Annotated in this window: 23 protein-coding genes; 13 read left to right on the forward strand and 10 right to left on the reverse strand. The window is 67.3% G+C overall.

Features of this window, described 5'->3' with window-relative positions; genetic code table 11:
* Positions 1-61 precede the first annotated feature (61 nt).
* Complete coding sequence (locus tag FHS42_RS24145) at positions 62-685, reverse strand: AMIN-like domain-containing (lipo)protein (RefSeq protein ID WP_184575380.1); 624 nt, start codon at positions 683-685, stop codon at positions 62-64.
* Positions 686-1,013: 328 nt separating this feature from the next.
* On the opposite strand from FHS42_RS24145, the gene FHS42_RS24150 reads away from it, so the two are divergent.
* On the forward strand, positions 1,014-2,720 hold the full coding sequence (locus FHS42_RS24150) for an alpha/beta hydrolase (RefSeq protein ID WP_184575382.1): 1,707 nt from the start codon (positions 1,014-1,016) through the stop codon (positions 2,718-2,720).
* 121 nt (positions 2,721-2,841) lie between these two features.
* On the opposite strand, the gene FHS42_RS24155 is transcribed toward FHS42_RS24150, so the two are convergent.
* Positions 2,842-3,489 carry a DUF4360 domain-containing protein gene (locus FHS42_RS24155; protein ID WP_184575384.1) on the reverse strand — a complete coding sequence of 216 codons (648 nt, stop codon included), beginning with the start codon at positions 3,487-3,489 and terminating at the stop codon, positions 2,842-2,844.
* 557 nt (positions 3,490-4,046) lie between these two features.
* Between FHS42_RS24155 and FHS42_RS24160 the strand changes: the two genes are divergently transcribed.
* A complete protein-coding gene (locus tag FHS42_RS24160; protein ID WP_184575386.1) occupies positions 4,047-4,748 on the forward strand; it encodes a CatB-related O-acetyltransferase in 702 nt (233 codons plus the stop codon).
* A gap of 95 nt (positions 4,749-4,843) precedes the next feature.
* Here the strand turns inward: FHS42_RS24160 and FHS42_RS24165 are convergent, their stop codons facing one another.
* On the reverse strand, positions 4,844-5,620 hold the full coding sequence (locus FHS42_RS24165) for a hypothetical protein (RefSeq protein WP_184575387.1): 777 nt from the start codon (positions 5,618-5,620) through the stop codon (positions 4,844-4,846).
* A gap of 187 nt (positions 5,621-5,807) precedes the next feature.
* On the opposite strand from FHS42_RS24165, the gene FHS42_RS24170 reads away from it, so the two are divergent.
* Positions 5,808-7,112: a serine hydrolase domain-containing protein gene (locus FHS42_RS24170; RefSeq protein ID WP_184575389.1), complete on the forward strand. Its 1,305-nt coding sequence runs from the start codon at positions 5,808-5,810 to the stop codon at positions 7,110-7,112.
* A gap of 39 nt (positions 7,113-7,151) precedes the next feature.
* Here the strand turns inward: FHS42_RS24170 and FHS42_RS24175 are convergent, their stop codons facing one another.
* From FHS42_RS24175 to FHS42_RS24185, 3 genes are read right to left on the reverse strand one after another with little or no spacing between them, the layout of a single operon-like run.
* A complete protein-coding gene (locus FHS42_RS24175) occupies positions 7,152-7,364 on the reverse strand; it encodes a DUF397 domain-containing protein (RefSeq protein WP_184575391.1) in 213 nt (70 codons plus the stop codon).
* A gap of 26 nt (positions 7,365-7,390) precedes the next feature.
* Positions 7,391-7,588: a DUF397 domain-containing protein gene (locus tag FHS42_RS24180; RefSeq protein ID WP_184575393.1), complete on the reverse strand. Its 198-nt coding sequence runs from the start codon at positions 7,586-7,588 to the stop codon at positions 7,391-7,393.
* Between the two features lie 12 nt (positions 7,589-7,600).
* The gene (locus FHS42_RS24185) at positions 7,601-8,452 is read right to left on the reverse strand and encodes a helix-turn-helix domain-containing protein (RefSeq protein ID WP_184575395.1); all 852 of its coding nucleotides are present in this window, start codon (positions 8,450-8,452) and stop codon (positions 7,601-7,603) included.
* Positions 8,453-8,777: 325 nt separating this feature from the next.
* On the opposite strand from FHS42_RS24185, the gene FHS42_RS24190 reads away from it, so the two are divergent.
* On the forward strand, positions 8,778-9,296 hold the full coding sequence (locus tag FHS42_RS24190) for an ATP-binding protein (protein ID WP_184575397.1): 519 nt from the start codon (positions 8,778-8,780) through the stop codon (positions 9,294-9,296).
* Positions 9,297-9,405: 109 nt separating this feature from the next.
* On the opposite strand, the gene FHS42_RS24195 is transcribed toward FHS42_RS24190, so the two are convergent.
* Positions 9,406-9,774 carry a MerR family transcriptional regulator gene (locus FHS42_RS24195; RefSeq protein ID WP_184575399.1) on the reverse strand — a complete coding sequence of 123 codons (369 nt, stop codon included), beginning with the start codon at positions 9,772-9,774 and terminating at the stop codon, positions 9,406-9,408.
* Between the two features lie 115 nt (positions 9,775-9,889).
* Here FHS42_RS24195 and FHS42_RS24200 point away from each other — a divergent pair, with 115 nt between their 5' ends.
* The 7 genes from FHS42_RS24200 (at position 9,890) to FHS42_RS24230 (ending at position 16,228) form a co-directional block, all read left to right on the forward strand.
* Positions 9,890-10,966: an alkene reductase gene (locus FHS42_RS24200; RefSeq protein ID WP_184575401.1), complete on the forward strand. Its 1,077-nt coding sequence runs from the start codon at positions 9,890-9,892 to the stop codon at positions 10,964-10,966.
* A 90-nt stretch (positions 10,967-11,056) separates the two neighbouring features.
* Positions 11,057-11,677, forward strand: a complete 621-nt coding sequence (locus tag FHS42_RS24205) for a GNAT family N-acetyltransferase (RefSeq protein WP_184575404.1) — start codon at positions 11,057-11,059, stop codon at positions 11,675-11,677.
* Positions 11,678-12,061: 384 nt separating this feature from the next.
* Positions 12,062-12,529, forward strand: a complete 468-nt coding sequence (locus tag FHS42_RS24210) for a hypothetical protein (RefSeq protein WP_184575406.1) — start codon at positions 12,062-12,064, stop codon at positions 12,527-12,529.
* The gene (locus tag FHS42_RS24215; protein WP_184575408.1) at positions 12,523-14,286 is read left to right on the forward strand and encodes an alpha/beta hydrolase; all 1,764 of its coding nucleotides are present in this window, start codon (positions 12,523-12,525) and stop codon (positions 14,284-14,286) included. Before FHS42_RS24210 ends, FHS42_RS24215 begins: the two co-directional genes overlap by 7 nt.
* A 97-nt stretch (positions 14,287-14,383) precedes the next feature.
* A complete protein-coding gene (locus FHS42_RS24220) occupies positions 14,384-14,845 on the forward strand; it encodes a hypothetical protein (RefSeq protein ID WP_184575411.1) in 462 nt (153 codons plus the stop codon).
* A gap of 44 nt (positions 14,846-14,889) precedes the next feature.
* Positions 14,890-15,465 carry a hypothetical protein gene (locus tag FHS42_RS24225; RefSeq protein ID WP_184575413.1) on the forward strand — a complete coding sequence of 192 codons (576 nt, stop codon included), beginning with the start codon at positions 14,890-14,892 and terminating at the stop codon, positions 15,463-15,465.
* 196 nt (positions 15,466-15,661) lie between these two features.
* Positions 15,662-16,228: a Uma2 family endonuclease gene (locus FHS42_RS24230; RefSeq protein ID WP_184575414.1), complete on the forward strand. Its 567-nt coding sequence runs from the start codon at positions 15,662-15,664 to the stop codon at positions 16,226-16,228.
* A gap of 126 nt (positions 16,229-16,354) precedes the next feature.
* On the opposite strand, the gene argS is transcribed toward FHS42_RS24230, so the two are convergent.
* Positions 16,355-18,148 carry an arginine--tRNA ligase gene (argS, locus tag FHS42_RS24235; RefSeq protein WP_184575416.1) on the reverse strand — a complete coding sequence of 598 codons (1,794 nt, stop codon included), beginning with the start codon at positions 18,146-18,148 and terminating at the stop codon, positions 16,355-16,357.
* A 339-nt stretch (positions 18,149-18,487) separates the two neighbouring features.
* On the opposite strand from argS, the gene lysS reads away from it, so the two are divergent.
* Positions 18,488-20,215, forward strand: coding sequence for a lysine--tRNA ligase (gene lysS / locus FHS42_RS24240; RefSeq protein WP_184575418.1), 1,728 nt, complete (start codon positions 18,488-18,490; stop codon positions 20,213-20,215).
* A gap of 169 nt (positions 20,216-20,384) precedes the next feature.
* Complete coding sequence (locus tag FHS42_RS24245) at positions 20,385-20,594, forward strand: hypothetical protein (protein ID WP_184575420.1); 210 nt, start codon at positions 20,385-20,387, stop codon at positions 20,592-20,594.
* 121 nt (positions 20,595-20,715) lie between these two features.
* Here FHS42_RS24245 and FHS42_RS37420 read toward each other — a convergent pair whose 3' ends face one another.
* Together FHS42_RS37420 and FHS42_RS24255 are read right to left on the reverse strand one after the other, a co-directional pair.
* A complete protein-coding gene (locus FHS42_RS37420; protein ID WP_246495351.1) occupies positions 20,716-22,782 on the reverse strand; it encodes a DUF2637 domain-containing protein in 2,067 nt (688 codons plus the stop codon).
* 410 nt (positions 22,783-23,192) lie between these two features.
* Entirely contained in the window at positions 23,193-23,948 is a 756-nt protein-coding gene (locus tag FHS42_RS24255; RefSeq protein WP_184575422.1) for a hypothetical protein, read from the reverse strand.
* Between the last annotated feature and the right edge of the window lie 54 nt (positions 23,949-24,002).

The raw sequence follows: 24,002 nt of genomic DNA on the forward strand, positions 1-24,002 counted from the left end.
CACCGGCGGGCCGACGTTGGCCGAGCGACTGGCGGCCGATGTTGGCTTGTATCAGCCGGTGTTAGCGCGTCGCGGTCCAGGAGTGGGCGACGTCCACGATGAGGTGGTTGTCCGTCTGCGTCACCCGGAACGGCAGCCGTGCGCGGACGCCGACGCCGATCTGTGTGTCACCCTCGAAGCTGCTGCCGAAGCGAGCGTCCTTGAACGTCTGGTAGCCGGACAGGTTCACGCCGGGCAGCGGCTGGCCGGCCCGCCCGTTGTACGTGGCGTTGCCTGTCTCTGGGTCATAGCTCGGTGCCGCCGCGCGCACCTCCAAGATGGCGCCGCCGTTGACCTTGATCAGGTCGCCGGAACCGTCCTGGCGAAGCTCCTTGACGTACCCCACGCGGTAGCCGATCTGCCGATCATCGTCGCTGCGGACGTCGAAGACCATGCGGTCGAAGCAGGCGTGCTGGCCGGTCCTGATGTTCTCCAGCGGCTTGTACTCCGTCGGCTCGGCGGTCTTCTCGCCACTGCCCCAGATCGGGTCGCAGGGGGTACTGGCCGGGCTGACGCCCCAGATCGGATCACGGTCGCTGTCTGCCGTCGTCGCCGATGGCGTGGCAGCGTAGGCCGTAGCGGCAGTCGCCGTCAGACCGGCGCCCGCCAGCACGATCGCGGCCAGTGCAGTGCCCCACCGTCGCATTGTTTACCCCCATGTTGGTGTTGATCGGTTGCGCTTGGATCGGTTGTGCCTCTGTGCGGTGGGACGCGCCGTGGGGCGAGAAAGTTGCCCTGAGACGGTCACCGTGGCGCGAAGTGCGCCCACAACTAGCCGCTAACCTAGCGGAATTGGTGCGTCCCTGTGTACGCGGAGTGCAGCCATGGCCTATGCCTGGTGTCCATGCTGCATACACGTGAAGTAGTGGCTGCGGACCGGACCTTGGCCGCCCCGGGCAATGGGGTTATCCCCCTGATCGGCCGGCTACCTGGCCCACTGGCCCCTGGTTCAGACTTAGGAGAGCCTCCATGGCATGGAGCACCCAGAGCACCGACAGCACCGACAGCACCGACAGCACCGACAGCACCGACAGCACCCAGAGCACCGACAGCACCAAAAGCGCCAGTTAAATGAGCCCCGTCAGCCCGCGCGGTTCGGCTGGAGCGCTGCGCGTGGCGAAAACAGAGCGGCCCTGCGCGCGGCTCCGGCTCTCGTACTCGTACTCGCCGCGTCCCTGCTGGGCGCCGCCCCCGCGACCGACGCCTCCTCCACAGACCGCGCCCGCACGTCGGACGCTCGCACCCAAGGTGCCTCCACGACCTCCCTGACCTGGGGCCCGTGCGAGGGTGACGGCGCGGATGAGCGTCAGGAGTGCGCCACGGTCAAGGTTCCCCTCGACTACGCGCACCCGAACGGCCGCCAGATCGACATCGCCGTCTCCCGTATCCGCAGCGAGCAACCGTCCACCCGGCGTGGCGCGTTACTGCTGATCCCGGGCGGACCCGGCGGTCCGGGCCTGAACGGGCCATCCACCAAGGGGCAGCGGCTGCCGCAGGAGGTGCGCGACGCGTACGACGTCATCGGGTTCGACCCACGGGGCGTTGGCCAGAGCACCCAGGTGACCTGCGGCCTTGGGCACGGGGAGCTGGCAACGGTGAATCTGCGGCCGTGGCCCGACGTGGACGGCGGCATCACCGGGGCCGCGGCGCGCGGCCGGAACATGGCGGCGACCTGTGCCCGCGACGGCGGAGAGCTGTCCCGCAACATCAGCACCCGCAACGAGGCCAGGGACATCGACCGTATCCGGCGGGCGCTCGGCGAGCGCAAGCTGTCGGCGTGGGGTGTCTCGTACGGGACGTACGCCGGTGCCGTCTACGCGCAGATGTATCCCGACCGCACCGACCGTTGGGTACTCGACAGCAACGATGACCCCAACCCGCGGCTGGTGTCGCGGCAGTGGATGGCGAACTATGGGGTGGGCGTCGAGGACACCTTCCCGGACTTCGCCAAGTGGGCGACGCGGCCCGGCAACGCGGATCGCGTCGCCGACCGCCCCGAACAGGTGCGCCCCATGTTCCTGCGGCTCGCGGCCCAGCTCGATCGTGCCCCGCTCGACTGGCCCGGTGCCAACCCCGCGAAACTGACCGGCAACCACCTGCGCCAGACGATGGTGGACAGCCTGTACCTCAAGAACCGGTTCCCGTTCCTCGCCAAGGTGATCAACGCGGCGCGCACGGGCGGCACATTGCCCACGCCCGGCACACCGCCCACGGACGACGAGCTACGCAACAACATCGCTGTCTCCATCGCCACCATCTGCAACGACGTCTCCTGGCCGCGCTCACTGCCCGCATACGAACGGGAAGTGCCCAAGAACCGGGCGCGCTATCCGCTCACGGCCGGCATGCCCGCCAGCGTCATGCCGTGCGCCTTTTGGCCGTACGCGCCGAAGGAGCCCGCCACCCGGATCACATCGCACGGCCCGTCGAACGTGCTGCTCACACAGAACCTGCGCGATGTAGCCACCCCGCACAGTGGCGCGGTGAACCTGCGCCGCGCCTTCGGCGACCGGGCGCGGATGGTGTCGGTGGATGAGATGGGGCACGGAGTGTACGTGTCGAACGGCAACGCGTGTGGTGACCAAGTGGTGACTGACTTCCTCGTCACCGGCAAGCGGCCGGCCCGCGATGTGCTGTGTGCGAGTGATCCGTCGCGTCCGTCGCGTTCCTCCGGTAGCTGAGAGGTCCTGACGGCAGTCGTCGGGCGAAGGTGGGTACCGGCTGCCTCGTACGGCTGAAGGGCGCGCTCCTTCAGCCGTACGGGAACGCCGCTCAGCGGAGTTCCGTCACCCGCTGCGCAGGTCAGGGCTTGGGACACTGCTTCCAGGCGAGCCGGTAGACGGTGTTGATGTCACCGTCCGTGGAGTCCATGGTCATGAAGCTGGTCTTCTTCGGGTCCGAGGTGCCCGCGTTGACGCGCAACTCGGTGTTGACGTTGAAGTTCCGCCGTACGCCACAGGGCGCCCAGACCATCTGGCCCCAGTCGGTCTTGTCCGTGGCCTGCCAGTTGTCCTCCTTCGGGCCCTTGAACGGGTGAGTCATGGACGCCGTGTCCGGTGAGCCCTGGAAGTAGTACGAAGCCTTCTGTTGCGCGGTTGCACCGGGCTGGAGGGACGCGTAACCGCGGTAGTCGGCGCTGGCGACGGCGTAGGTGAAGCCGCTCGGGACGTACACGATGAGGCTGAGCTGGCAGTTCTTTCTGTAGTCGGTCGGGTCGGACTGACCGCCGACTCTCGCCAGGTAGCGGCTGTACGTCACGGTGAAGGCGGTGTTGTCGGGGGAGACGGCCACCTCGGCCGTTCCCTTGGGGCATCCCGAGCCGTTCACCGTCGCGACCTCGATCACGATCTTGTCGGTGGGCGGGTTCTCGATCGTGGCCGGGCTCTGGGGAGAGAGCGTCGCCGAGAACAGTCCTACTGCCGCGGTAGTTGCGAGCATGCCGGTGTACATGGGGGTCCAATCGTTTGCCTTGGGGATCGGGCATTTTTGGGGGAGCCCAGGGGTCGCTGAGGTGCTGGGGACGTTCTTCACGCGAGCGGCGACCGCCGGAACCCGTAAACGATGGAGCGAAAGAGGCACAGGCGCAGATGATCCGAGCGGACATGCGCATGCCAATCGAGCGAGATGCTAAGGAACTGCGGAGGCGTCGGCTAGGGCGAACTCCGGCCATTAACGGGGATGTTGCCTCGGCTTGGCCCAGACTGCATGGACCGTTTCTCGTGTCCTGCGTGACATGTGCCGCGTGTCGCGCCTCATGTGCTGCGCGCCGCGCCCCCTGTGCAGCGTGCCGAATGCCATGTCCTATGTCCTATGCCTATGTCCTATGCCGAAGCCCCGTGGTCGAAAGGCCCCAGCAGAGGCCAACGCCCAGGTCAACCCAAGGCCACCTGCTCAAAGCACCTGCTCAAAGCACCTGCCCAACGACGTCTGCCGGGACCTCTGAGGGACAATGAGGCCCGGCCCCGCCGCCGGTACCGACAAAGCCCCTGCACGAAGGACGTACGACGATGTCCGACCACAGCCCCGCACCGCACCCCGACCAGGGCAGCGCACCACGCCCCGTGCACATCCCCGACCCCGGTGTGCTGCACCCGCTGCCCGAACACGAGCGGGTGGTGCTACTCAGGCCGCTGGTCACCGACCCGCGCATCGAGATCGGGGAGTTCACGTACTACGACGACCCCGACGACGCCGAGTCCTTCGAGCAACGCAACGTGCTGTACGCGTACGGGCCCGAGCGGTTGGTCATCGGGAAGTTCTGCGCGATCGCCACCGACACGGTGTTCGTCATGGCGGGCGCCAACCACTACACGCGCGGGGTCTCCACCTTCCCGTTCACGATCTTCGGTGGGTCATGGGCGGAGCGCACGGCGGACATCTTCACCGAGATGGAGACCCGGGGCGACACCGTCATCGGCAACGATGTGTGGTTCGGGCGGGGCGTGACGGTGATGCCGGGCGTGACCATAGGGGACGGCGCGATCGTCGCCACGGGCTCCGTCGTCGTCGCGGATGTGCCCCCGTACACGATCGTCGGCGGCAACCCGTCTCGTACCGTCAAGCAGCGATACGACGACGCCGACGTCGAGCGGCTGCTCCGGGCGGCCTGGTGGGACTGGCCGCTGGAGACGATCACCGAACACGTCCGCACGATCATGACCGGCAGCCCGTCCGATATCGAGGCGATCGCGGCCGGCCTCGGGGGCTGAGCCCCGAAGTGGTCGCACTGCTGAGCGTGTTGGAGGCTTGAGGCTGCCGCGCGGCGCCGGGGGCTGGTCGTGGTGACGGTGCCGCGCACAGTCGGCTACGGCTGGTTCTGCGCGTCGATCAGTTGCGTGGCGAGGTCGAACTTCCGCCGGTTGCGTGGCAGTTGTACGGCCGCGGGGTCCAGCAGGTCGATCAGCTCGACCAAGGCGTTTTGGAGTGCCTGTAACCGGGCCATGGCGGGGGCCGGATCGACCGCGAGGCGGTCCACATCGTCCAGCAGGTGGGCGAACCAGGGCACGAAGCCCTCGTCATGGTCAAGGCGCCGACAAAACTCCGCGTAACCGAGGCACCAACGCTGACCGGGGACGCTGTCCGGGTGGACCATCAGCTCGCCGATCGCGCGCTGGTGGGCGCGGAAGACCCGCAGTTCGTTGCCGGTCTGCGAGACCCGGCCGACGAGCTCGCCGACCTGTCCCAACTTGCGCATGATCTTCCGGTTGGTGTGACTGCGTCCCAAGTTGAGGAACTGGATGTCCCGGCGCAGAATCTCCGCCCAACCCAAGTACTCCGCGAGTACGAACACGGTGCTACGCCGCGCGTACGCGGCCTCCGCCGGCGTTCCGTGGCTGAGAAAAAGCGTCAGATAGCCGGCGTGACCCACCGCCGACGTCTGGTCGATCACATGGCCACGGAGAACGTTGTACAGGCGACTTTGCAGGTCATAAGCGGCCAGAGCGAGAGATGAGCGGTAGCGCTCCATGAAGTTCCGCTCTGTACGGGCGTGTAGCCGACGCTGCTGCCAGTAGCCGAAAAAGCCCGTCAAAACGGCGCCGATTACGGCGACAGCCGCCGACACCACGGACACCGAGTCCACTTAGCCCCCCTGCTCACCGACCTACCGCAAGCTACCTCGTGGACGTCCGCCGCCGCCTGGGACCCTGGTCCCGGTGGCCGCTAGGGCCTGGGACCCCGGGCCCGCAGTCCCAGGGGGATACCCCCCGGCCGGGTTAGGGCGCTGCCCGCATGGCCGTGGACGTGGCCGGCCGGAACGCTGGTGAGCCATGAACTCACGGAACACAGCCCTACGGTCCCGCCTTACCGCCGCCGTCGCGCTGACCACGGCCTTGGCCGGGGTAGTGGCCGCAGCGCCAGGCGCCGCCGCCACCGCACGCAGCGCACCGACCACATCTGCCCCGCGCCAGGCCGCCGGGCCCGGAGCTGACGCCGAAGCCCCTGGCAGTAGGGGGGCGCGAAAGCCGCTCACTCAGCGGCAGTTGCAGCGCGCGGTGGAGCGGACGCTACGCGAGGCCGGGTACGTCAACATCTCGGTGGAACTGCGCGACGGGCGGCGGCACATCGGCGCCCGGGCCGGTGAGGCGAAGCTGAATACCGGCCGGCCCGTTCCGCGCGGTGCCTCCTTCCGCGCCGGCAGCGTGACCAAGACCTTCGTCGCCACGGTGATCATGCAACTTGTCGCCGAAGGCCAGTTGGCGTTGGACGACACGGTGGAGGAGTGGCTGCCCGGCCTAGTCGCCGGCAAGGGCAACGACGGTCGCCGCATCACGATAAAGAACCTGCTCCAGCACACCAGCGGCCTCCACAACTACGACATCACCGAGGACATCGGGGAGACGGCGGCCGACTTCGAGCGGACGAGGTTCCTCCACATCGAGCCGCGGCGGCTCATCGCCGGTGCGGTCAAGCACGAACCCGACTTCCCGGCCGCTGACCCGAACGACCCCGCCCCCAAGTGGAAGTACAACAATCCGGGCTACGTCCTGCTCGGCATGATCATCGAGAAGGCGACCGGCCACCCGTGGGGCGAGGAGGTCAAGCGGCGCATCACCAAGCCGCTCAAGCTGAAGGGGACGTACGCACCGGGCGACGACCCGTACCTACGCGGCCCGCACGCGCACACCTATCACGTGTTCCCGGGCTCGAAGGGGTGGACGGATACGACCACACGCAACATGACGTGGGGCGACGCGGCGGGCGCCATGGTGACCACCGAGCGCGATGTGAACCGTTTCTACACGCAGTTGCTGACCGGCCGTCTCCTGCCAGCGGCCCAGTTGAAGCAGATGCGTGCCGTCGTCCCCGTGTCCGAGGAGTTCGACGAGGTCATGCCGGACCTGCAATACGGCCTTGGCCTGATGCGGCAGCCGCTCACCTGCGGCGGAGTCCGGTGGGGCCATGGGGGAGACATCGACGGTGGCGTGGTGCGTACCGGCTTCACGGCCGATGGCAAGCGTGGCGTAGTGATCGCGGCGAGCGGCAAGAAGGTGGACTACGACCACTTGATAAAGGCCGAACGCGCCTTCCAGGGCCTGGTGAACCAGGCCCTGTGCGGGCCCGACACCCGCTGATCGGCGGGTGCCGGGGCCCCCTGACCCCGCTCCTGACCGTCAGGCGTCCGTCCGCCCGCCCCCAGGCACATCGAACCGCCCCGCCTTCGCGGCCCGTACCAGGGCCCGAAGCTGGGCGGGGGTAGCGGCGAGCACAACCTCGGGCGTCTCGCTTTCGCGGAGGTGGAGGGTGTCGTTGGGGGTGGCGGCGACGTTGAGGCAGTTGGCACCCTCGCCACAGTAGGAGGACTTGTGCCAGATCGGAGTGGTCATCGTCGCCGCCTTTCGCCGGAGTGCGGCTATGCGTTGAGGTGGTCGAGCTTGCCCGTCTTCACCGTGTCTATGAAGGCTCGCAGGGTGGCGGGGGCGGTGGTGAGTACAGTCTCGGGCGTTTCGCTCTCGCGGAGGTGGAGGGTGCCGCCGGGGGTGGCGGCTAGGTTGAGGCAACTGTTTCCTTCGCCGCAGTAAGAGGACATCCGCCAGTTCAGGATGGTCAACGGTCCTGCCTTTCAGAGATCGCGGGCGATGTTGCGAATGAAGTCGCGGGACGCCCCTGGATTAAGGGCGGCGGACTCCATCCTGTCGAGAAGCGTGCGGTACTTAGTCAATTGTGCTTCCGCATCCAAAAGCACGGACCCATGGCTTTGGTCGAGTTGCACCGTATCGAGTTGGGGCACAGCTCCCGTGGCGTAGCAGACGGACTGTCCCGAGCCGGGAAACGCGCCGCTGGCGAACGGGATGACCGCGATGGTGACGTGGTCACGCTCGCTCATGTGCAGAAGGTGCTGCAACTGCGCGCGTGCGGTGCCTGGACCGCCGAACTGCATCCTGATGGCCGCCTCGTGCAACACGGTGGTGAAGGCAAGCGGAGTGTCGCGGTACATCACTGCTTGCCGCTTGATTCGGTGAGACAGTCGGTGCTCTACCTCCGGCGGCGAGAGCGTTGGCACTACCTGTTGAAAGACAGTCCGCGCATGGTCGATCGTCTGAAGCAGGCCCGGGATGTGCACAGTGTGACCGATGCGTAGCCCGGTCGCATGATGCTCAAGCTCCGCCAAATCCAACAGGCCAGGCGGCAAGACGCCCCGGTACTCCTCCCACCAGCCGCGCTTGCGCTCGCCGGTCATGCCCGCGAGTGCGTCGATCAGGGCTTGGTCGTCGCACTCGTAATTGCAGGCGAGGGTACGGACCATCGTCGCGCTGACTGGAGCGCGGCCCGTCTCGATGTTGCTGATACGTGCCTGGTTGCCGCCCAGCAGCGCACCCGCCTCACGCGCGGTCATGCCCGCCTTCTCGCGCAGCTTGCGCAACTCCGCACCGAGTCGCTGCTGACGTGCAGTTGGTGTCGTTCGCGACGTCATGGGCCTCCTCTCCCCTCGATGGCCGACAGTCTGCCGGGGATCACCCCGTACGTCTAAGGAGTGATGTATTGCTCTCAGAGACTAGCAACATTGCTCCGTTGCCCTTACGGTGTGTGTCAGGTCACTCACGCAGTGGCGCTAGTAAGCCGGAAGCGCACCGTACCTCCCCCATGTCCGCAGCCCGAAAACAGGCTGCATCGCCCCCGATAGGGCCTCGCCGATCGTGCACCGGCGGAGGACACCTAGCGGGTGGGAGGCGCGGCAAGCCACCGCACGGCGCCGCACCCGCGTGAGCGGAAGTCCGCACGTCCGCAGGGAGATCCGCATGAGCAACGACGTTCACGCCCCCGCCCTCCTCGAACCGCCGGAGCCGCCCGACTCGTGGTCGTACGGCATCGACGTCCCCCACGATCCACGCAGCCCACGCTTCGCGCGCCATGCCGTGCGGATGCTGCTCGATGAACACGGACTGGCGCAACTGGGTGAAACGGCCGAGCTGTTGACTTCCGAACTGGTCACCAATGCCTACCGCTACTCGGACGGCGGCGCCACCGTGCGGGTGACGTGGTCGGATCAGCGGCTGCGGGTCAGTGTGATCGACGAGAACCCCGAACTTCCGCCGCCCCACTGGGCGCGGCCCGTCAGCGAACGCTCGGTGGGCGGACGCGGGTTGGGGCTGCTCGATATGTGCGCGGACCGGTGGGATGGGTTCGCCATCAAGGAGGGTGTGTTCGCGACCGGGGGCAAGCTGATCTGGTTCGAACTGGGGACGGCCGAGGACAAGGGCGAGGACGGGCGCAAAGGCGCACGTCGGGGCGGCGATCAGGGCCAAGAAGGAGCATGACCCCGACACGTCAGTGACCCGCCGCGGGATGGGCTTGGACAACGGGGGCCATCCGTCGCGCGAGCGCCCGGCTTGGGGGCGCTGTCGCTGGCTGGCTTGTTGCGGGCGGTCACTGGTGCTCCCGGACGCTCATGATGCGCTTGTGCCGTTTCATGAGTTCGTCGAGGGTGTCCCGGGTGCGCCGGAGATCTGCGATGTGCTGGGAGAGTCGCTTGCGCTCCTGGGCCATGCGCTCCAGTGCGGCGCCGGAGTTCTCTGTGCTGGGCGCATCGACACAGGGCAGCATGTCGCCGATGGTGCGGCTGGACAGTCCCGCCGCGTACAGCCGCTGAATGAACGCCACCCGATCAACGTGGTAGTCCGTGTAATGCCGTTGTCCGCTGGCGCTGCGCTCGCTGATGAGCAGCCCCTGCTCCTCGTAGTACCGCAGCGACCGGATGCTGACGCTGGTTCGCGACGCTAGTTCCCCGATGCGCATGGCGCCCTCCGGCTGTGATCTGCGCCATAAAGGCTTACCCCTGACGCTGATGTGAGGTTTTAGCGTAGCTGGCGAGCCCAGGAAATGGGTACCGGTGATCATCGAGGAGCCTCACATGTCGAACCTTCTACACCATTACCAACTCGGTGAACTGGTGCTGCCCAACAGGGTGGTGATGGCCCCGATGACCCGCGTACGGGCTGCCGCCGGCGGTCTGGCGACGCCGTCGATGGCTACCTACTACGCCCAGCGGGCGACAGCTGGGCTGATCGTGTCCGAGGGCGTGCAGCCGAGCTTGATCGGTCAATCGAATCCGGGTACACCGGGGCTGCACACCGACGAGCAGGTTGCCTCGTGGCTGCCGGTGACCGATGCCGTACACGCCAACGGTGGACGGATCTTCGCCCAGATCATGCATGGCGGTCGGGTATCCCACCCGGACACCACCGGGTTGCAGCCGATCGGGCCTTCGGCGGTTCCCGCCCTCGGTGACGTCTTCACTCCGACCGGACTCAAGCCGCCGCCGATGCCGCGCGCCTTGGCCACCGCTGAGGTGCCCGAGCACGCCCAGTCGTACGCCCAGGCTGCGCGCCGTGCCGTCGATGCCGGGTTTAACGGCGTTGAGTTGCACGGCGCCAACGGCTATCTGATCTCGCAGTTCCTCTCGTCGAACGCCAACCTGCGCACCGACCGCTACGGGGGTTCGGTGGCCAACCGCATCCGGTTTGCGGTGGAGGCGGCGTCCGCGACCGTGCAGGCCATCGGCGGCGCCAGGACCGGCATTCGGCTCTCGCCCGGTGCTTCTTTCTGGGGGGTTGAGGACACCGAGGTGCGCGCGCTGTACACCGAGTTGCTGACCGAGCTGGCCGGACTCGACCTGGCCTACGTCCATTTTGAAGCCACCACCGATGAAGAGGTGCTGGTCGCCCTGCGTCGTGCCTGGCCAGGGACCCTCATCATGAACCCGACGCTCCCGATGGGGCCGAAGCAGACCGGTCGGGCCGACGCCGATCATTGGCTCGGGCTGGGTGCTGACCTCATCGGCTTCGGCCGCGCGTTCATCGCCAATCCCGACCTGGTCGAACGGCTACGTACGGGGCTTCCGATCGCCCCCGACGACCCGGCCACGTACTACCAGGGTGGCGACGCGGGCTATTTGACCTACTCGGCCTATCAGCACGCCGCAGCATGACGCCGATCCCCGCCGAAGATGCGACGCATCTTTTTCGCTCTAGTGCAAAAAACTCTTGCATCTAGTGCGAAGCCGGCATAGCCTTTTTTCATGCCTCCCGTGAACCCTGTCCCTACGGTCCTTGAGGGTCGCGCCGTGCGACTGGAGCCGCTGACCCTCGACCACGTGCCCGACCTCTTCCGCGCCGGCGGCGACGACGACGAGGTCTGGCGCTGGCTGTCATCTCCTACCCCTCGTACGGAGGATGAGCTGCGCCGCATCGTCGGGGCGCAGCTCGCCGACGAGTGGAAGGAGGCCATCCTGTTCGCGGCCGTGCTGCCGGACACGGGTAGGGCCGTGGGGCAGACGTCGTACCTGGACATCAGCGTGCGCGATGAGCGGCTGGAGATAGGCGGCACCTGGTACGGACGGGAGGTGTGGCGCACAGCCGTCAATACCGAGGCCAAGCTGCTGCTGCTCACGCACGCCTTCGAGGAACTGGGCATGAGCCGTGTGCAGTGGAAGACCCACCACCTCAACGTCCGCTCCCAGCAGGCAATAGCCCGGCTCGGCGCACACCACGAGGGCGTACTGCGCCACCACATACGCATGCCGGACGGCACCTGGCGAAACAGCGTGTACTACTCGATGCTCGCCGACGAGTGGCCGGGGGCCAAGGAGCGGCTGCGTGCGCGCCTGGCGTCGGGCGCTGCGCGGAGCGTGGCCGCGTAGGGCCTGGCGGGGAGCCTCGTGTGGGCGGCTGGTGTGGCGACTGCGCAAGGTGGGGGCCATCGAGGCGTTCGCCCGGGCCGAGCGCGCGCCACGCCTTCGCGAGTGGCGGATCGCCGATGCGCTTGAGCAGTCACCTACCGAGCTCGCGGCCGTCCGGTGGACTGTGACTGGCTGCCGATCCCGGCACGCTCCCCGCGGCGGCTGGTGAACACCCGCCCCGCGTACCTCCAGTTGGCCACCGCGAAGCCGGGCGTACGCCGACTCCCGCTATCCGGCGCTTACTTGACGGTAGGCCCACCTGCGCCGAACCGCACACAGCCTGTTACTTTCAGGTGCCAGGGAGTCAACAGTGGCTTCGGTGGCGTGGGTGACCTAGGGGGACGGGTGACGTTCAATCAGGAGTGGGAACAACTCAAGAAGGACGCGTCGGACCGACTGCAATTGGCGAGTGCCGGTGTGACAAAGGGCGACAACGGCCGGGGCGAGCTACGGAGTTCCAGGACCGCGTGGAATCAGGCGTCCCAAGGCGTGGGCTCGGTGATCGGCATCATGCGGTCCGCTGTGGGTGGGTTGACTGAGGGACAACGCGGAGCGGGCGGCGGTGACGCGGCTATGGAGGGCTTACTCAGTGCCGTGACGCAAGGCAGCGTATATCGGTCATGGCAGCGCAAGATCGAGCTCTTGCATCGCGAGTGTGATGAGCTCAAGGGCAAACTCGAGAAATCCGGCAACGCCTTTTACTACACCGACAGCGCGATCAAAGACGCGTTCACGGAACAGCAGACCAGACCGGACGAGAAGCCGGACACCGGCCGACCCGCGCCGGGCGAAGGGGGTCAGTCCCGATGGTGACCTTCGCCCAACTGACCCAGTTGCGTCCGGCAGAGTTCGGAGAAGCCGCAGACGGGTGGCACAAACTCAGCAGTGCAGCGAGCGCGGCCAAGGACCGCGTATCGGATGACATCGCCACGCAGCTACAGAAGCTTCTGATAGGCGAGGGGGTTGACGCCGCCGTTGTACGGCTGCGACGGCTCGCGCAGAACTTCCATTACGTTCAGGTGGAGAGCGGCCTGGTGCGCGCCGCGCTCAACGGTTTGGGCGAGGAACTCGGCGCGGCGCAGAAGAAGCTGCTCGATGTCGTGGCGGAGGCCGAGGCGGAGAAGTTCACCATCAAGCCGGACGGTTCCGTGCACTGGGTCGAAGCGGACCCAACGATTCCGACCACCCCACAGAAGAGCGTGCAGGGCGAGCGGCCCGTCGTGGTCATTGGGTCGGACGCGGACCCGAAAAGGGCGAAGGCGCAGGAGTATGCCGACCGTGTTGGGGCTGCACTCAAGGAAGCCACGGAGGTGGACACCCGTTACGCGCAGGCCCTGGGGCGACTCCACGCGGATAACGACCTGAACGTTTCCGACGCGGACTGGGTGGACGCGCAACGGGACATGGGAACAGTACGTACCGCAACTGGAAGCCTTGCGGAGGGGAGCATACCCAAAGACAAGTCTCCCAAGGAGAACGCCGAGTGGTGGAAAGGGCTTTCGGGGGACGATAAGGCAGACTACGCCGCGCTCTACCCGGCAAGTGTCGGCGCCCTGGACGGCATCCCGTCCGACGTCCGCGACACGGCTAACCGTGTGGTCCTCGCAGAGAAGCGGGCCGACTACCAAACTCAGCTCAACGCCATCCCCGCAGAGCCGTGGAAATATCAGCCGGGCAGTAAGGGGAATCCCATGGCGACCAAGACAACTGAATGGGTCAAGTGGGATAGAGAGTGGGCTGGAAAGAAAGCCCAGCTTGAGGCGTCGCTCAAGGGGATGGGCGATATCCGGAAGCGCTTCGAGCGTGATATCGAACCCGGAGATGACCGTTTCCCGCGAGCGTACCTTCTGGGGTTCTCCCCCGAGGGTAGGGGGCGCGCCGTCATCGCCAACGGCAACCCGGACACCGCCGACCACACAGCGGTGTACGTGCCGGGAACCAATGCTGGATTTGGCAATCTCGCCCACGATATCAAGCGAGCAACCACTCTGTGGACCGTTTCCGATGCCGTTTCCGATGGCGGCAGCGTGTCAACCATCACGTGGCTCGGCTACGACGCGCCGCAGGGTGCGAAGGCAGCCGTCTCCAGCGATTATGCCAATAATGGCGCACCGAGTTTGAACAGATTCGTCGATGGCCTGAATGCTTCACACGAGGCAGGTTCACCCGGTCACCTCACCGTGACGGGCCACAGTTATGGCACCACGTTGATCGGCTCCGCAGCTCGCCAAGGAGATCTCAATGCGGACGACATCGTCACCTTAGGCAGCCCTGGCGTTCAAGTGGGACGGGCGACGGACTTGGACGTCCCTCGCGGGCATGTGTGGAATGAAGAAGCCTCGGGGGACCCTATACCGGAGGCTGGCCGTATGAAACATGGCCGCACGGAATACCATTTCGATACCGGCGTGGATTACGTCACGCCAAGCAACGAACGCTTCGGAGCAAACCCGATGCGTACCGACACGAGCGGACACGGTAGCTACTGGGACAGGGATTCTGAGACTCTCCTTAATCAGGCGCGCGTTGTCGTGGGGGATTATGACAACGTGAGTAGGAGGGGTCGGTAAAATGGCCAGCGTGGGGGTAGCTTTTATGGGTCGGCCAAAAATCGCTTTCACTGCCTTATTTATGGCCCTAGCGATCGGAATGACGGGGTGTTCGAGCATGGCCGACAATGAGTCAACGGTCGAGGATATCGGCGAGGTCAAAGCGCAGTCTCGTGGGCTATCCGATGGATTGCTGCGAATTATTGACCTGGAGGGTGACCTGAAGGAACCAGTGACCTCAGTCGGAACGTGCGGCGACAAGGACGCGGATAAGTTCTATCGCATCAACAGTTCTTGGTCGCTGGCGGGCCCACCGGCACAGGACTTGCGGGGGGCGATGGGTCGGCTCAGCAAGGTGATGCCGAAGAGTGGCTGGGATATCACCGAGCACGGCCGGGAGAACAGCGTAGCCAAGTCACATTACTTGAAAGCCAATAGCACGGAAAGGGCATTTTCTGTATACATAGTCGTCCTTGAAGCCTCGCCTAACTCCGGACGGACCAGGCCCTTGCTCTATGTGGGCCTTGCATCGGACTGCTTCCAGGTCCCGGATGGCCAGTCGGCGAGGGACAAATACTGACGTCTGCCCGGGCCGGTACGGATTGGTGCGACAGCGGTAAGGGGATGGCGGGCGATGTGTGGATTAGCGGAGTTGGTGCAAAAACCTTGATCGCCGCATTTATCGTGGCGCTGATAACCGGGCTGGCAGGGTGCTCAATGATGTCCGACGCAAACGGTGGCCGTCACGGCAATGCTGGGGTCAAGCCAATCGCCCATGCCAAGGCAGATGCCGAAGCGCTGAGCGCCGGACTGGAAGAAATTATCGATCTGGACGGCGAAATGACGAACGTAGGGCCCGGTGTCCGGCCGTGTGAGGGCGACGATGCGGACAAGTTCTACCTGATCCGCAGCGGATGGTCGCTGTGGGGTCCGCCGGCGGAAAAGATGCGAGTAGCGATGGATCGACTCATCGATGAGATGCCGAAGAAGGGCTGGACCATCACCGAGCATGGCCGGGAGAAAAGCGTGGCCAGGGACCGCTATCTGAGGGCCACCAATGAGAAGGCCAAGTTTTCCGTGCACATCGGCCTTTTGGAACCATCGCCGAACTCCCGCCTGAAAAAGCCGCTGTTCAAGGCGACCCTCGTGTCCGGTTGCTTTGAGGTTCCGGAAGGGGCGTCGGCGGAGAACGCGTACTGAGTCCGACCCGACCCGCCCGACCCGAGCCGCGCCGAGCCAGCACCCGACCCGACCCGGGCCTCCTCCGGTCCCCGCCCCGCGCCGGGTGATCCCCGCCTCGCCGCTGCGAGGCGGGGCCGGTGTCGGCTGGGCTGCCACGGTTCGAGCCGGCCCACAGCGCCGCGACGAGAGTCGCGTAGCGGAAGGGAGAGACGCCATGACCCTGACCACCCCCGGGCGCACCATGACGCCGTTGCGTCGGGCCGCAGAGGCCGCCGAAGAGGCGAGCGGGTTGCGCGCCGACATCATCCGAGGAGTCCTCATGATCTCCCCGACCTCGCGCGGCAAGCACGCCGGGATCATCAACGCCCTCTACGACCAACTTCGCCCCGCTTTGCAGGAGCGTTTGCGGCCCTTTCAGATCGCCTCCGTAACCATGCCGGATGACGAGGATGACTACGCGACCCCTGATCTGCTGGTCTGCGATGCCGGGTTTGGGGAGTCGGACGACTGGCTGGCCGATCCCGCCGATGTGGAGTTGGTGGTGGAGGTCGTTTCCAAGGGCAACAGCACCAAGGACAGCCGGGACATGGTCGCCTGGTACGCCGACGTTGGCATTTCGACGTACCTGCTCGTTGATCCGCGCGACGGTACCTGGACGCTGCGTACCGTGCCCCGCGATGGTGCGTACCAGGGCAGCCCGCGCGGCCGGTATGGCGAAAGCGTCGAGCTGACGGCGTTGGGCGTGAAGATCGCGACGGACGGCTTCGTCCGTTACGGCTGACGACCGCTCGCCCATATCGGCGGGTTCGCATGGATCGTCCGCACGCCCACCCGTACCCACGCCCCAGCCTCACCAGCACCCCGCCCGCCCCGCGCCCGGGGACGGGCCAAGGGTGGCCCGGTACCGCTACAGGCGTGCCGGGGTGCGGATGCCCAGGAGGGACATGCCCTGGTGCAAGGTGCGGGCGGTGATGTCGCACAGGAACAGGCGGTTTTCGATCTGCTGCGGGGAATCCGCCTTGAGGACCGGGCACTCCGAGTAGAACGTGGTGTAGTGCGAGGCGAGTTGGTAGAGGTACGCGGTCAGCTTGTGCGGCTCGTATACCTCGGCTACCTCGGCCAGTGTCTGTGCGAACTGGTCCAGGTGTAGGCCCAATGCGCGTTCGGCCGGGGCGAGTTCCAGCTCCGGGTGGGCGGTGGGGCCGGTGTCGCCCGCCTTGCGGAGGATGGACTGGATGCGGGCGTACGCGTACTGGAGGTACACGCTCGTATCGCCGTTGAGCGACACCATCTGGTCCAGGTCGAACTTGTAGTCACGGGACGCCGACGTGGACAGGTCCGCGTACTTGATGGCGCCGATGCCGACCTGGGTTGCGCGCTCGGCGATCTCCTCGTCAGTGAGGTCCTGGGCCTTCTCGCGGACCACGACCGCCGCCCGGTCCACCGCCTCATCCAGCAGATCCACCAGCCGTACGGTCTCGCCCTCCCGGGTCTTGAACGGCTTGCCGTCCTTGCCCAGAACCGTGCCGAACGCCAACTGCACCGCGTTGACGTCGTCACCCAGCCAACCCGCCCGGCGCGCCGTCTCGAAGACCATCCGGAAGTGCAGCGACTGCCGGGCGTCCACAACGTAAAGGAGCGTACTGGCCTTGAGGTTTTGGACCCGGTCACGTACGGCGGAGAGGTCGGTGGCCGCGTAGCCGTAGCCACCGTTCGACTTCTTCACGATCAGCGGCGTCGGCTGGCCGTCCGGGCCCTTCACATCGTCGAAGAACACGCACAACGCACCCTCCGAGCGCACCGCGACACCGGACTCCTCCAGCATGCGACACGTGTCGTCGAGCATGTCGTTGTAGCCGGATTCGCCCACCACGTCCGGGTCGCGGATCTCCATGCCGAGCTTGTCGAAGACCGAGTAGAAGTAGATCTTCGACTCGTCCACGAAGTGCTGCCACAGCGCCAGCGTCTCCGGGTCGCCTGACTGGAGCGCCACCACCCGGTCCCTGGACCTGACCTTGAACTCCTCGTCGGAGTCGAACAGTGCGCGGGACGCCTTGTAGAGCCGGTTCAGGTTGGACATGGCCTCCTCGCCGGAGACCTCACCCTCGCCCGCGGTGCGGTGGTCGAGCTCGTGCGGGTGCTCGATCAGGTACTGGACGAGCATGCCGAACTGGGTGCCCCAGTCCCCGATGTGGTGCCGCCGGACGACCTGCTCGCCCGAAAACTCCAGGATGCGCACCATGGCGTCGCCGATCACGGCCGAGCGCAGATGGCCGACGTGCATTTCCTTGGCCACGTTCGGCTGGGCGTAGTCGATCACCGTGGTGCCGGGCTGCGCCGCGTACGGGACGCCGAGTCGCTCATCGGCGGCGCGAGCGGCCAGCGTCCGTACGATCGCCTGATCGCTGACGGTGATGTTGAGGAAGCCGGGGCCGGAGATTTCGACGTCCTTCAGTACGTCGTCCGCCGGGCGCTGCGCACCGGCGGCGGTGCCGTCCAGTACGCCCACGACCTGGGCCGCCAGCTCGCGCGGGTTGCCCTTCAGCTTCTTCGCGAGGGCGAGCAGCCCGTTGGCCTGGAAGTCGGCCCGGTCGCTTCGTCGCAGCAGAGGGTCGGCCGAGCCGGACTCCGGCAGTGCTGCCGAGAGGGCGTTCGCGACGCGCTGATGGACCGTAGCGGCAAGGGAAGGGACCGAGGCCATAACAGGGGTGCCATTCCTTTAGAGGTGCGAAGAGTCGGTCAAGTATCCCACGGTGCGTCCAACCGGTTTCCTGTTGAAGCACGCGGTGGGCGCCTGGGGTACGGGGCGCGCGGCTGGCGTACGCGGTGGGCTCTTCACGTAAGAACGTAAGAGTTGCATACGAGGCACGTACGAGCTCGCGCGTCCGTGCGCCCGGCCGGGCCACGCGCGCGAGCCACACCGCACCGGCGTGGACCCGCGCCGTCTGGGAGGGGCCGTCTGGGAGGGGCCCTGTGGATAACTTCGGACCGGTCCCTGTCGTCTGGGAGGATGGTCACTGCTAGGACCGCAAGGAAGGAAGTGCCGACCGTGGCTCAGACCATCGAGGCCGACTGGGTCTCCCGTTTCGCAGACGAGGTCATTGCCGAGGCGGAGCGACGCGCCCCGGGCAAACCCGTCGTCTGCGCCTCGGGCCTTAGCCCGTCCGGCCCGATCCACCTCGGCAACCTGCGGGAAGTCATGACCCCGCACCTGGTCGCCGACGAGATCCGGCGCCGTGGCCACGCAGTGCGGCACCTGATCTCGTGGGACGACTACGACCGGTTCCGCAAGGTGCCGGCCGGGGTAGCCGGCGTGGACGAGTCCTGGGCCGAGCACATCGGGCGCCCATTGACCTCCGTGCCGGCGCCGGCCGGCTCCCCGCACCCGAACTGGGCCGAGCACTTCAAGGCCGCGATGACCGAAGCGCTCGCCGAACTGGGCGTGGAGTACGACGGGATCAGCCAGACCGAGCAGTACACCACCGGCGCCTACCGCGACCAGGTGCTGCACGCCATGAAGCACCGCGCCGACATCGACGCAATCCTGGCGCAGTACCGGACCAAGAAGGCGCCGCCGAAGAAGTCACAGAAGCCGGTGGACGAGGCGGAGCTCGAAGCCGCCGAGGGCTCCGGCGCGGCGGCCGAGGACGACGGTGCCGTCAGCGCGGCGGGCTACTTCCCGTACAAGCCGTACTGCGGCGGTTGCGGCAAGGACACGACCAACGTCACCGCGTACGACGACGAGACCACCGACCTGACCTACACCTGCGCAGGGTGCGGTTTTTCGGAGACGGTCCGGCTGACCGACTTCCACCGCGGAAAGCTGGTGTGGAAGGTGGACTGGCCGATGCGCTGGGCGTACGAGGGCGTCATCTTCGAGCCCTCAGGCGTCGATCACTCATCGCCTGGGTCGTCGTTCCAAGTCGGGCAGCAGATGGTGGGCATCTTCGACGGCGAGCGGCCGATCGGGCCGATGTACGCGTTCGTGGGCATCTCCGGGATGGCGAAGATGTCGTCCTCACGGGGCGGCGTGCCGACACCGGCCGATGCTCTGAAGATCATGGAAGCCCCGCTCCTTCGCTGGCTGTACGCGCGCCGCAGGCCCAACCAGTCCTTCAAGATCGCCTTCGACCAGGAGATCCAGCGGCTGTACGACGAGTGGGACAAGCTGGAGGCCAAGGTGGCGGATGGCACCGCGCTGCCCGCCGACGTCGCCGCGCACTCCCGGGCGGCCCGCACCGCGACAGCGGAGCTGCCCCGCACGCCGCGCCCGCTCTCGTATCGCACACTCGCATCGGTCGTGGACGTCACGGCGGGCGCCGAGGACCAGACGCTGCGCATCCTCAGCGAACTCGACCCGGCCCACCCGATCACCTCGCTGGATGAGGTACGCCCCCGGCTCGACCGCGCCGAGAGCTGGATCTCCACCTACGTACCGGCCGACCAGCGCACCCTCGTACGCGACGAGCCGGACAAGGAACTGCTCGGCTCGCTGGACGAGCAGGACCAGGAGTCGCTGCGGCTACTGGCCGATGGCCTGGACACGCACTGGTCGCTGGAGGGTCTGACCACCCTCGTCTACGGCGTGCCCAAGTTCCAGGCGGGACTGCCGGCCGACGCGAAGCCGACGCCGGAGCTGAAGGTGGCCCAGCGGACGTTCTTCGCGCTGCTCTACCGGCTGTTGGTGAGCCGGGACACGGGCCCGCGGCTGCCCACGCTGCTGCTGGCCGTGGGCGCGGACCGCGTCCGGCGACTGCTCGGAAGGTAGCGGGAGGAGCAGCGGCGTAGCGGCGGCAGCGGCAGCCGGCGTGCAGGTAGCGGCGGTGGCGGCAGCGGCGTGAAGGTAGCCGAGCGGTCGGACTCTGCATCGTTTGGCGGACTCGTGGTTCGCTCCCGGGGAGGACGTATCCCGGGAGCGAGCCGACGATGCTGAACCCATGAGAGAACTGGTCGGCATCGCCGGAATCGTCATCGCCATTCAGGGCGCGCTTGGCGTCTGTGGACGCATCGTCGGGGAGAAGCCATGGGGCCTGCTCCAGCAGTGGTTCGACATCCCGACCCCCGGCTACGTCGGCATCGCCGTGGTCGGCCTCGTGTTGGCGCTGTGGGGCGAAAGCGCCCGCATAGCACGCCGCAAGCGAGTCTGAGGGCGCGCGGGTGAGAGCTGGTGCCTGCGCCTGGCGCGCGCCGGTAGCGCGGTGGCCGCCGGGGCGCTTTGGTCATGCTGACCGCGCCCACAGGCGAGCCTGGCGAGGAAAGACGCCTTGGTTACGGGCTGTGCTGCGTCTCCATCTCCATGCGGTAGCGCTCGCGTAGTTCGCGTAGCTCGCGACGGAGGCCGTGTGCGGGCAGCGGCCCGCCGCCTACGCCCGCGATTCCGTAGAGGTCGAGCAGATAGCGGCTGAACTGTCGGGAGTCGGGGAAGTCACCGCGTTCGGTGACGAACCGCCGGAAGGCGCCGTAGAAGGCCTCGTCTCGCGGGACGTCGTCCGGCAGCGCGGCCAAAGCGATCTCCTGCGTGGTGTCCGACCGGTATTCCGCAACCGGTGCGGCTTGCGGGCGCTGCGCATCGCGCCGCATATCGCTCCGCTGCTCGGCACCACTGCTGTCATGGCCGGGATGACTGTCCTGACTGTCATGGCTGTCATTGCCGGCGTTGCCGTAGTCGAGCCCCTGGCCGGTGCCGTTGCGGTGGCCGCTGTCGGGGGCGTTCGCGTGGGCGTAGCCGTTGTCGGGAGCGTTCGCGTAGCTGGTCTCGTAGCCGATGACGCGCGCGTTCTCTTCCTCGGTCGCATTTCCGTTCTGGCGCCGGCTTGCGGCCCTGTTTCCGTTGCCCTGCTGGTCATCGATCCCGGCGCCGCCGCGGTCATCGTGTTGCACGGGTTCCGCGGCTCGCGGCTCCGGAATGTAGGGCTGCTCGCCCGCATACGGTGCTGCCGCACCCGGATAGCCGACGAACTGAGCGTTGCCCAGCGCCCGGCGTCGCCCGCCAGAGCCGACCGGCACGGTCACGTGCGCGCCCTCAGCCCCATGCTCCGGGCCCATCTCGGCTGCGTACTCGGGGCCTGCCTCAGCTCCGGGTGCGACACCCGCAGCGGCTTCGGCCGTGCCCGCGCTCGCCGCCCTGGTCTGGGCAGCCTGCGGCGCGGGAGAGCCGGCGGTGGGCTGCGCCGGCGAAGGGCCGCCGTTCGCGATGGGCGGTACGCGGGACCCGTTGGCGGCGCGTACGGCATGCGGGCCCGTGCCCGCGGCGGTGGCCTGCGTCGCGGCCGGCGCACCGGCGCCGGCACTGGCACTGGCCGCGGCATCGGCTTCCGCGCCGGCTTCCGAAGCGTTCGCGGTCTGCGGCGCGCTCGGGCCTTGCGGACTCGCGGATGCCTGTGCGCGGTCGGGTGTCTGTGTGTTGGCGGGTGTCTGTGTATTGGCGGGTGCCTGCGAGGCGCCCGAGGGTGGTGTTGCGGCCGTGGCGACTGCCAAGGTCTTCGCTGGGCCGCTGCCGCTGCCGCTGCCGCTGCTGCCGGTGGCGCTGTTGCCGTCGCTGGGCGTGCCCGGTGCGGGCTCCAGTGCTGCGGGCGCGGGCGCACCCGCGCGGGCGCCCTCGGATGGCGCCAGGTTGCCGGCCATCTCGCCCGCGGCCAGCACCCGCTCCGGGGGGATCACGATCCCGGCGGCGGCGAGTCCGGCCGGGGCCGTCTGCGAGATGGGCACGCCAAAGCGCGCCAGCCGCAGCGGCATCAGGGACTCGACGGGGGCCTTGCGGCGCCAGGCACGGCCGAAGCGTGCGCGAAGCCGGGCGCGGTAGACGAGGCGGTCCTGTTCGAGGCGGATGACCTCGTCGTACGAGCGCAGTTCCCAGAGCTTCATCCGGCGCCAGAGCCGGAAGGTGGGTATGGGGGCCAGGAGCCAGCGGGCGACGCGTACCGACTCCATGTGCCGGTCGGCGGTGATGTCCGCGATGCGGCCGATCGCGTGCCGGGCGGCCTCGACGGAGACGACGAACAGGATGGGGATGACCCCGTGCATGCCGACGCCCAGCGGGTCGGGCCAGGCCGCGGCGCCGTTGAAGGCGATGGTGGCGGCGGTGAGTAACCAAGCGGTTTGCCGCAGCAGCGGGAACGGGATGCGAATCCACGTCAGCAGCAGGTCGAGGGCGAGGAGGACGACGATTCCGGCGTCGATGCCGATGGGGAAAACGTTGGCGAAGTCGCCAAACCCCTTGTCGCGGGCGAGGTCACGGACGGCGGCGTAGGAGCCGACAAAGCCGATCGCGGCGATCACCACCGCACCGGCGATGACCACCCCGATAAGTATTCGGTGTGTGCGCGTCAACTGCATCGCGGCCACCCGCGATCCCTCCCCGCCCTCGGCAACTAGCGCGCCCAGCCTGGCATACGCGTCAAGTCCGGAGTGCGACCAGGGGCGAACACGCGTACGTATGCACTCCGTTCCGCGCCCCGAGCCCTGCCTCAGCCCGCTGCCGTACCCCCGCTTCAGCTCACAGCCGTACCCCGCCTCGGCTCATTGCAGTACGCGGGCTGAGCCTGTCGGCGTACCCGATCACATACGCGACTGCGGCCCCGACTACGACCCGACTGCGGCCCCGACCCCGGCCCGGCCTCGGGCCCGCCGCACGCGCAGGCCGAAGCCGGAAGCCGGAAGCCGAAAGTACGAAGCCGAAAGCCGTAGGCCGGAAGCACGAATCCGGAAGCCGAAGGCCGGAAGCCGCGTCGGTGGTCCGCTTTGGGTTAGTTCGCGGCGGACTTGGTCGGGTCCGCGCCCTCGCCCGTGGTGCCGCTCGGGCTCTCGGTCGCGCCCTCATTCGCCTTGGGGACCGACGTCACCGCGTCCTTCGCCGCGTTTTTGGCGTCCTTCATCAACTCGTCCGGCTTCGGCGGCTTCGCGTCCTCGTAGCCCGCGCCCCGGTACTCGACCGTCACGACCACATTGGCGATACGGGCGACAACGGTCTCGTTCTTGAACTCGTCGCCGTCCTTCTTCGTGCTCGTCGCCACGGTCTGCGCCTCGTCACCGATGCCGGCCACCGCGCTCGTCTTGGCGCCCTTCGCGCCGTCCGCCGTAGCGGCCTTCCCGGTCTGCTGCGTGGCGTACGTCGCTGCGCGCTTCTCACCCGTGCCCAGACCAACGTCCGATGGGAACAGCTTCAGCGACACCGTGAGCTGCCGGTACTGGAACCCGTCGAGGCCGGACCACAGACAGCTCGCGGACTCGTTGATGTTGCCGGACGGCAGCGTCTTGCCCTTTTTGTCCTTCGCCTCCGGAACGAGTTTCTCCGCCGTCTTCTTCGGCAGCGTCTTGCACGCCTCGGGGAGCTTGTCGAACCTCGCGGCGGCGACGGTCGGCGACGGGCTCGCGGTGGCCGACTTCGAGGCGTCCTCTCCGCCGTCCTTGTCACCGGAGCCGGATGAGCAGCCGGCGACGAGCATCACCGGTACGGCTGCGCAGGCGAGCATTCGGGCGAGTCGCGGTGCTGTTCGGTGCATGGTCCTTCGCTCATTCTCTGTCGGTGTGCGGCCGTTCCGCCGCGTGACTCAGCT

The organism is Streptomyces zagrosensis (assembly GCF_014203645.1).
GTDB lineage: Bacteria > Actinomycetota > Actinomycetes > Streptomycetales > Streptomycetaceae > Streptomyces > Streptomyces zagrosensis.

Bases quoted from the DNA above. Each gene is read 5' to 3' on its own strand.
- FHS42_RS24145 (WP_184575380.1), bottom strand. From the start codon at position 685: ATGCGACGGTGGGGCACTGCACTGGCCGCGATCGTGCTGGCGGGCGCC.
- FHS42_RS24150 (WP_184575382.1), top strand. From the start codon at position 1,014: ATGGAGCACCCAGAGCACCGACAGCACCGACAGCACCGACAGCACCGA.
- FHS42_RS24155 (WP_184575384.1), bottom strand. From the start codon at position 3,489: ATGTACACCGGCATGCTCGCAACTACCGCGGCAGTAGGACTGTTCTCG.
- FHS42_RS24160 (WP_184575386.1), top strand. From the start codon at position 4,047: ATGTCCGACCACAGCCCCGCACCGCACCCCGACCAGGGCAGCGCACCA.
- FHS42_RS24170 (WP_184575389.1), top strand. From the start codon at position 5,808: ATGAACTCACGGAACACAGCCCTACGGTCCCGCCTTACCGCCGCCGTC.
- FHS42_RS24175 (WP_184575391.1), bottom strand. From the start codon at position 7,364: ATGACCACTCCGATCTGGCACAAGTCCTCCTACTGTGGCGAGGGTGCC.
- FHS42_RS24185 (WP_184575395.1), bottom strand. From the start codon at position 8,452: ATGACGTCGCGAACGACACCAACTGCACGTCAGCAGCGACTCGGTGCG.
- FHS42_RS24190 (WP_184575397.1), top strand. From the start codon at position 8,778: ATGAGCAACGACGTTCACGCCCCCGCCCTCCTCGAACCGCCGGAGCCG.
- FHS42_RS24195 (WP_184575399.1), bottom strand. From the start codon at position 9,774: ATGCGCATCGGGGAACTAGCGTCGCGAACCAGCGTCAGCATCCGGTCG.
- FHS42_RS24200 (WP_184575401.1), top strand. From the start codon at position 9,890: ATGTCGAACCTTCTACACCATTACCAACTCGGTGAACTGGTGCTGCCC.
- FHS42_RS24205 (WP_184575404.1), top strand. From the start codon at position 11,057: ATGCCTCCCGTGAACCCTGTCCCTACGGTCCTTGAGGGTCGCGCCGTG.
- FHS42_RS24215 (WP_184575408.1), top strand. From the start codon at position 12,523: ATGGTGACCTTCGCCCAACTGACCCAGTTGCGTCCGGCAGAGTTCGGA.
- FHS42_RS24220 (WP_184575411.1), top strand. From the start codon at position 14,384: ATGGCCGACAATGAGTCAACGGTCGAGGATATCGGCGAGGTCAAAGCG.
- FHS42_RS24225 (WP_184575413.1), top strand. From the start codon at position 14,890: ATGGCGGGCGATGTGTGGATTAGCGGAGTTGGTGCAAAAACCTTGATC.
- FHS42_RS24230 (WP_184575414.1), top strand. From the start codon at position 15,662: ATGACCCTGACCACCCCCGGGCGCACCATGACGCCGTTGCGTCGGGCC.
- argS (WP_184575416.1), bottom strand. From the start codon at position 18,148: ATGGCCTCGGTCCCTTCCCTTGCCGCTACGGTCCATCAGCGCGTCGCG.
- FHS42_RS24245 (WP_184575420.1), top strand. From the start codon at position 20,385: ATGAGAGAACTGGTCGGCATCGCCGGAATCGTCATCGCCATTCAGGGC.
- FHS42_RS37420 (WP_246495351.1), bottom strand. From the start codon at position 22,782: ATGCAGTTGACGCGCACACACCGAATACTTATCGGGGTGGTCATCGCC.
- FHS42_RS24255 (WP_184575422.1), bottom strand. From the start codon at position 23,948: ATGCACCGAACAGCACCGCGACTCGCCCGAATGCTCGCCTGCGCAGCC.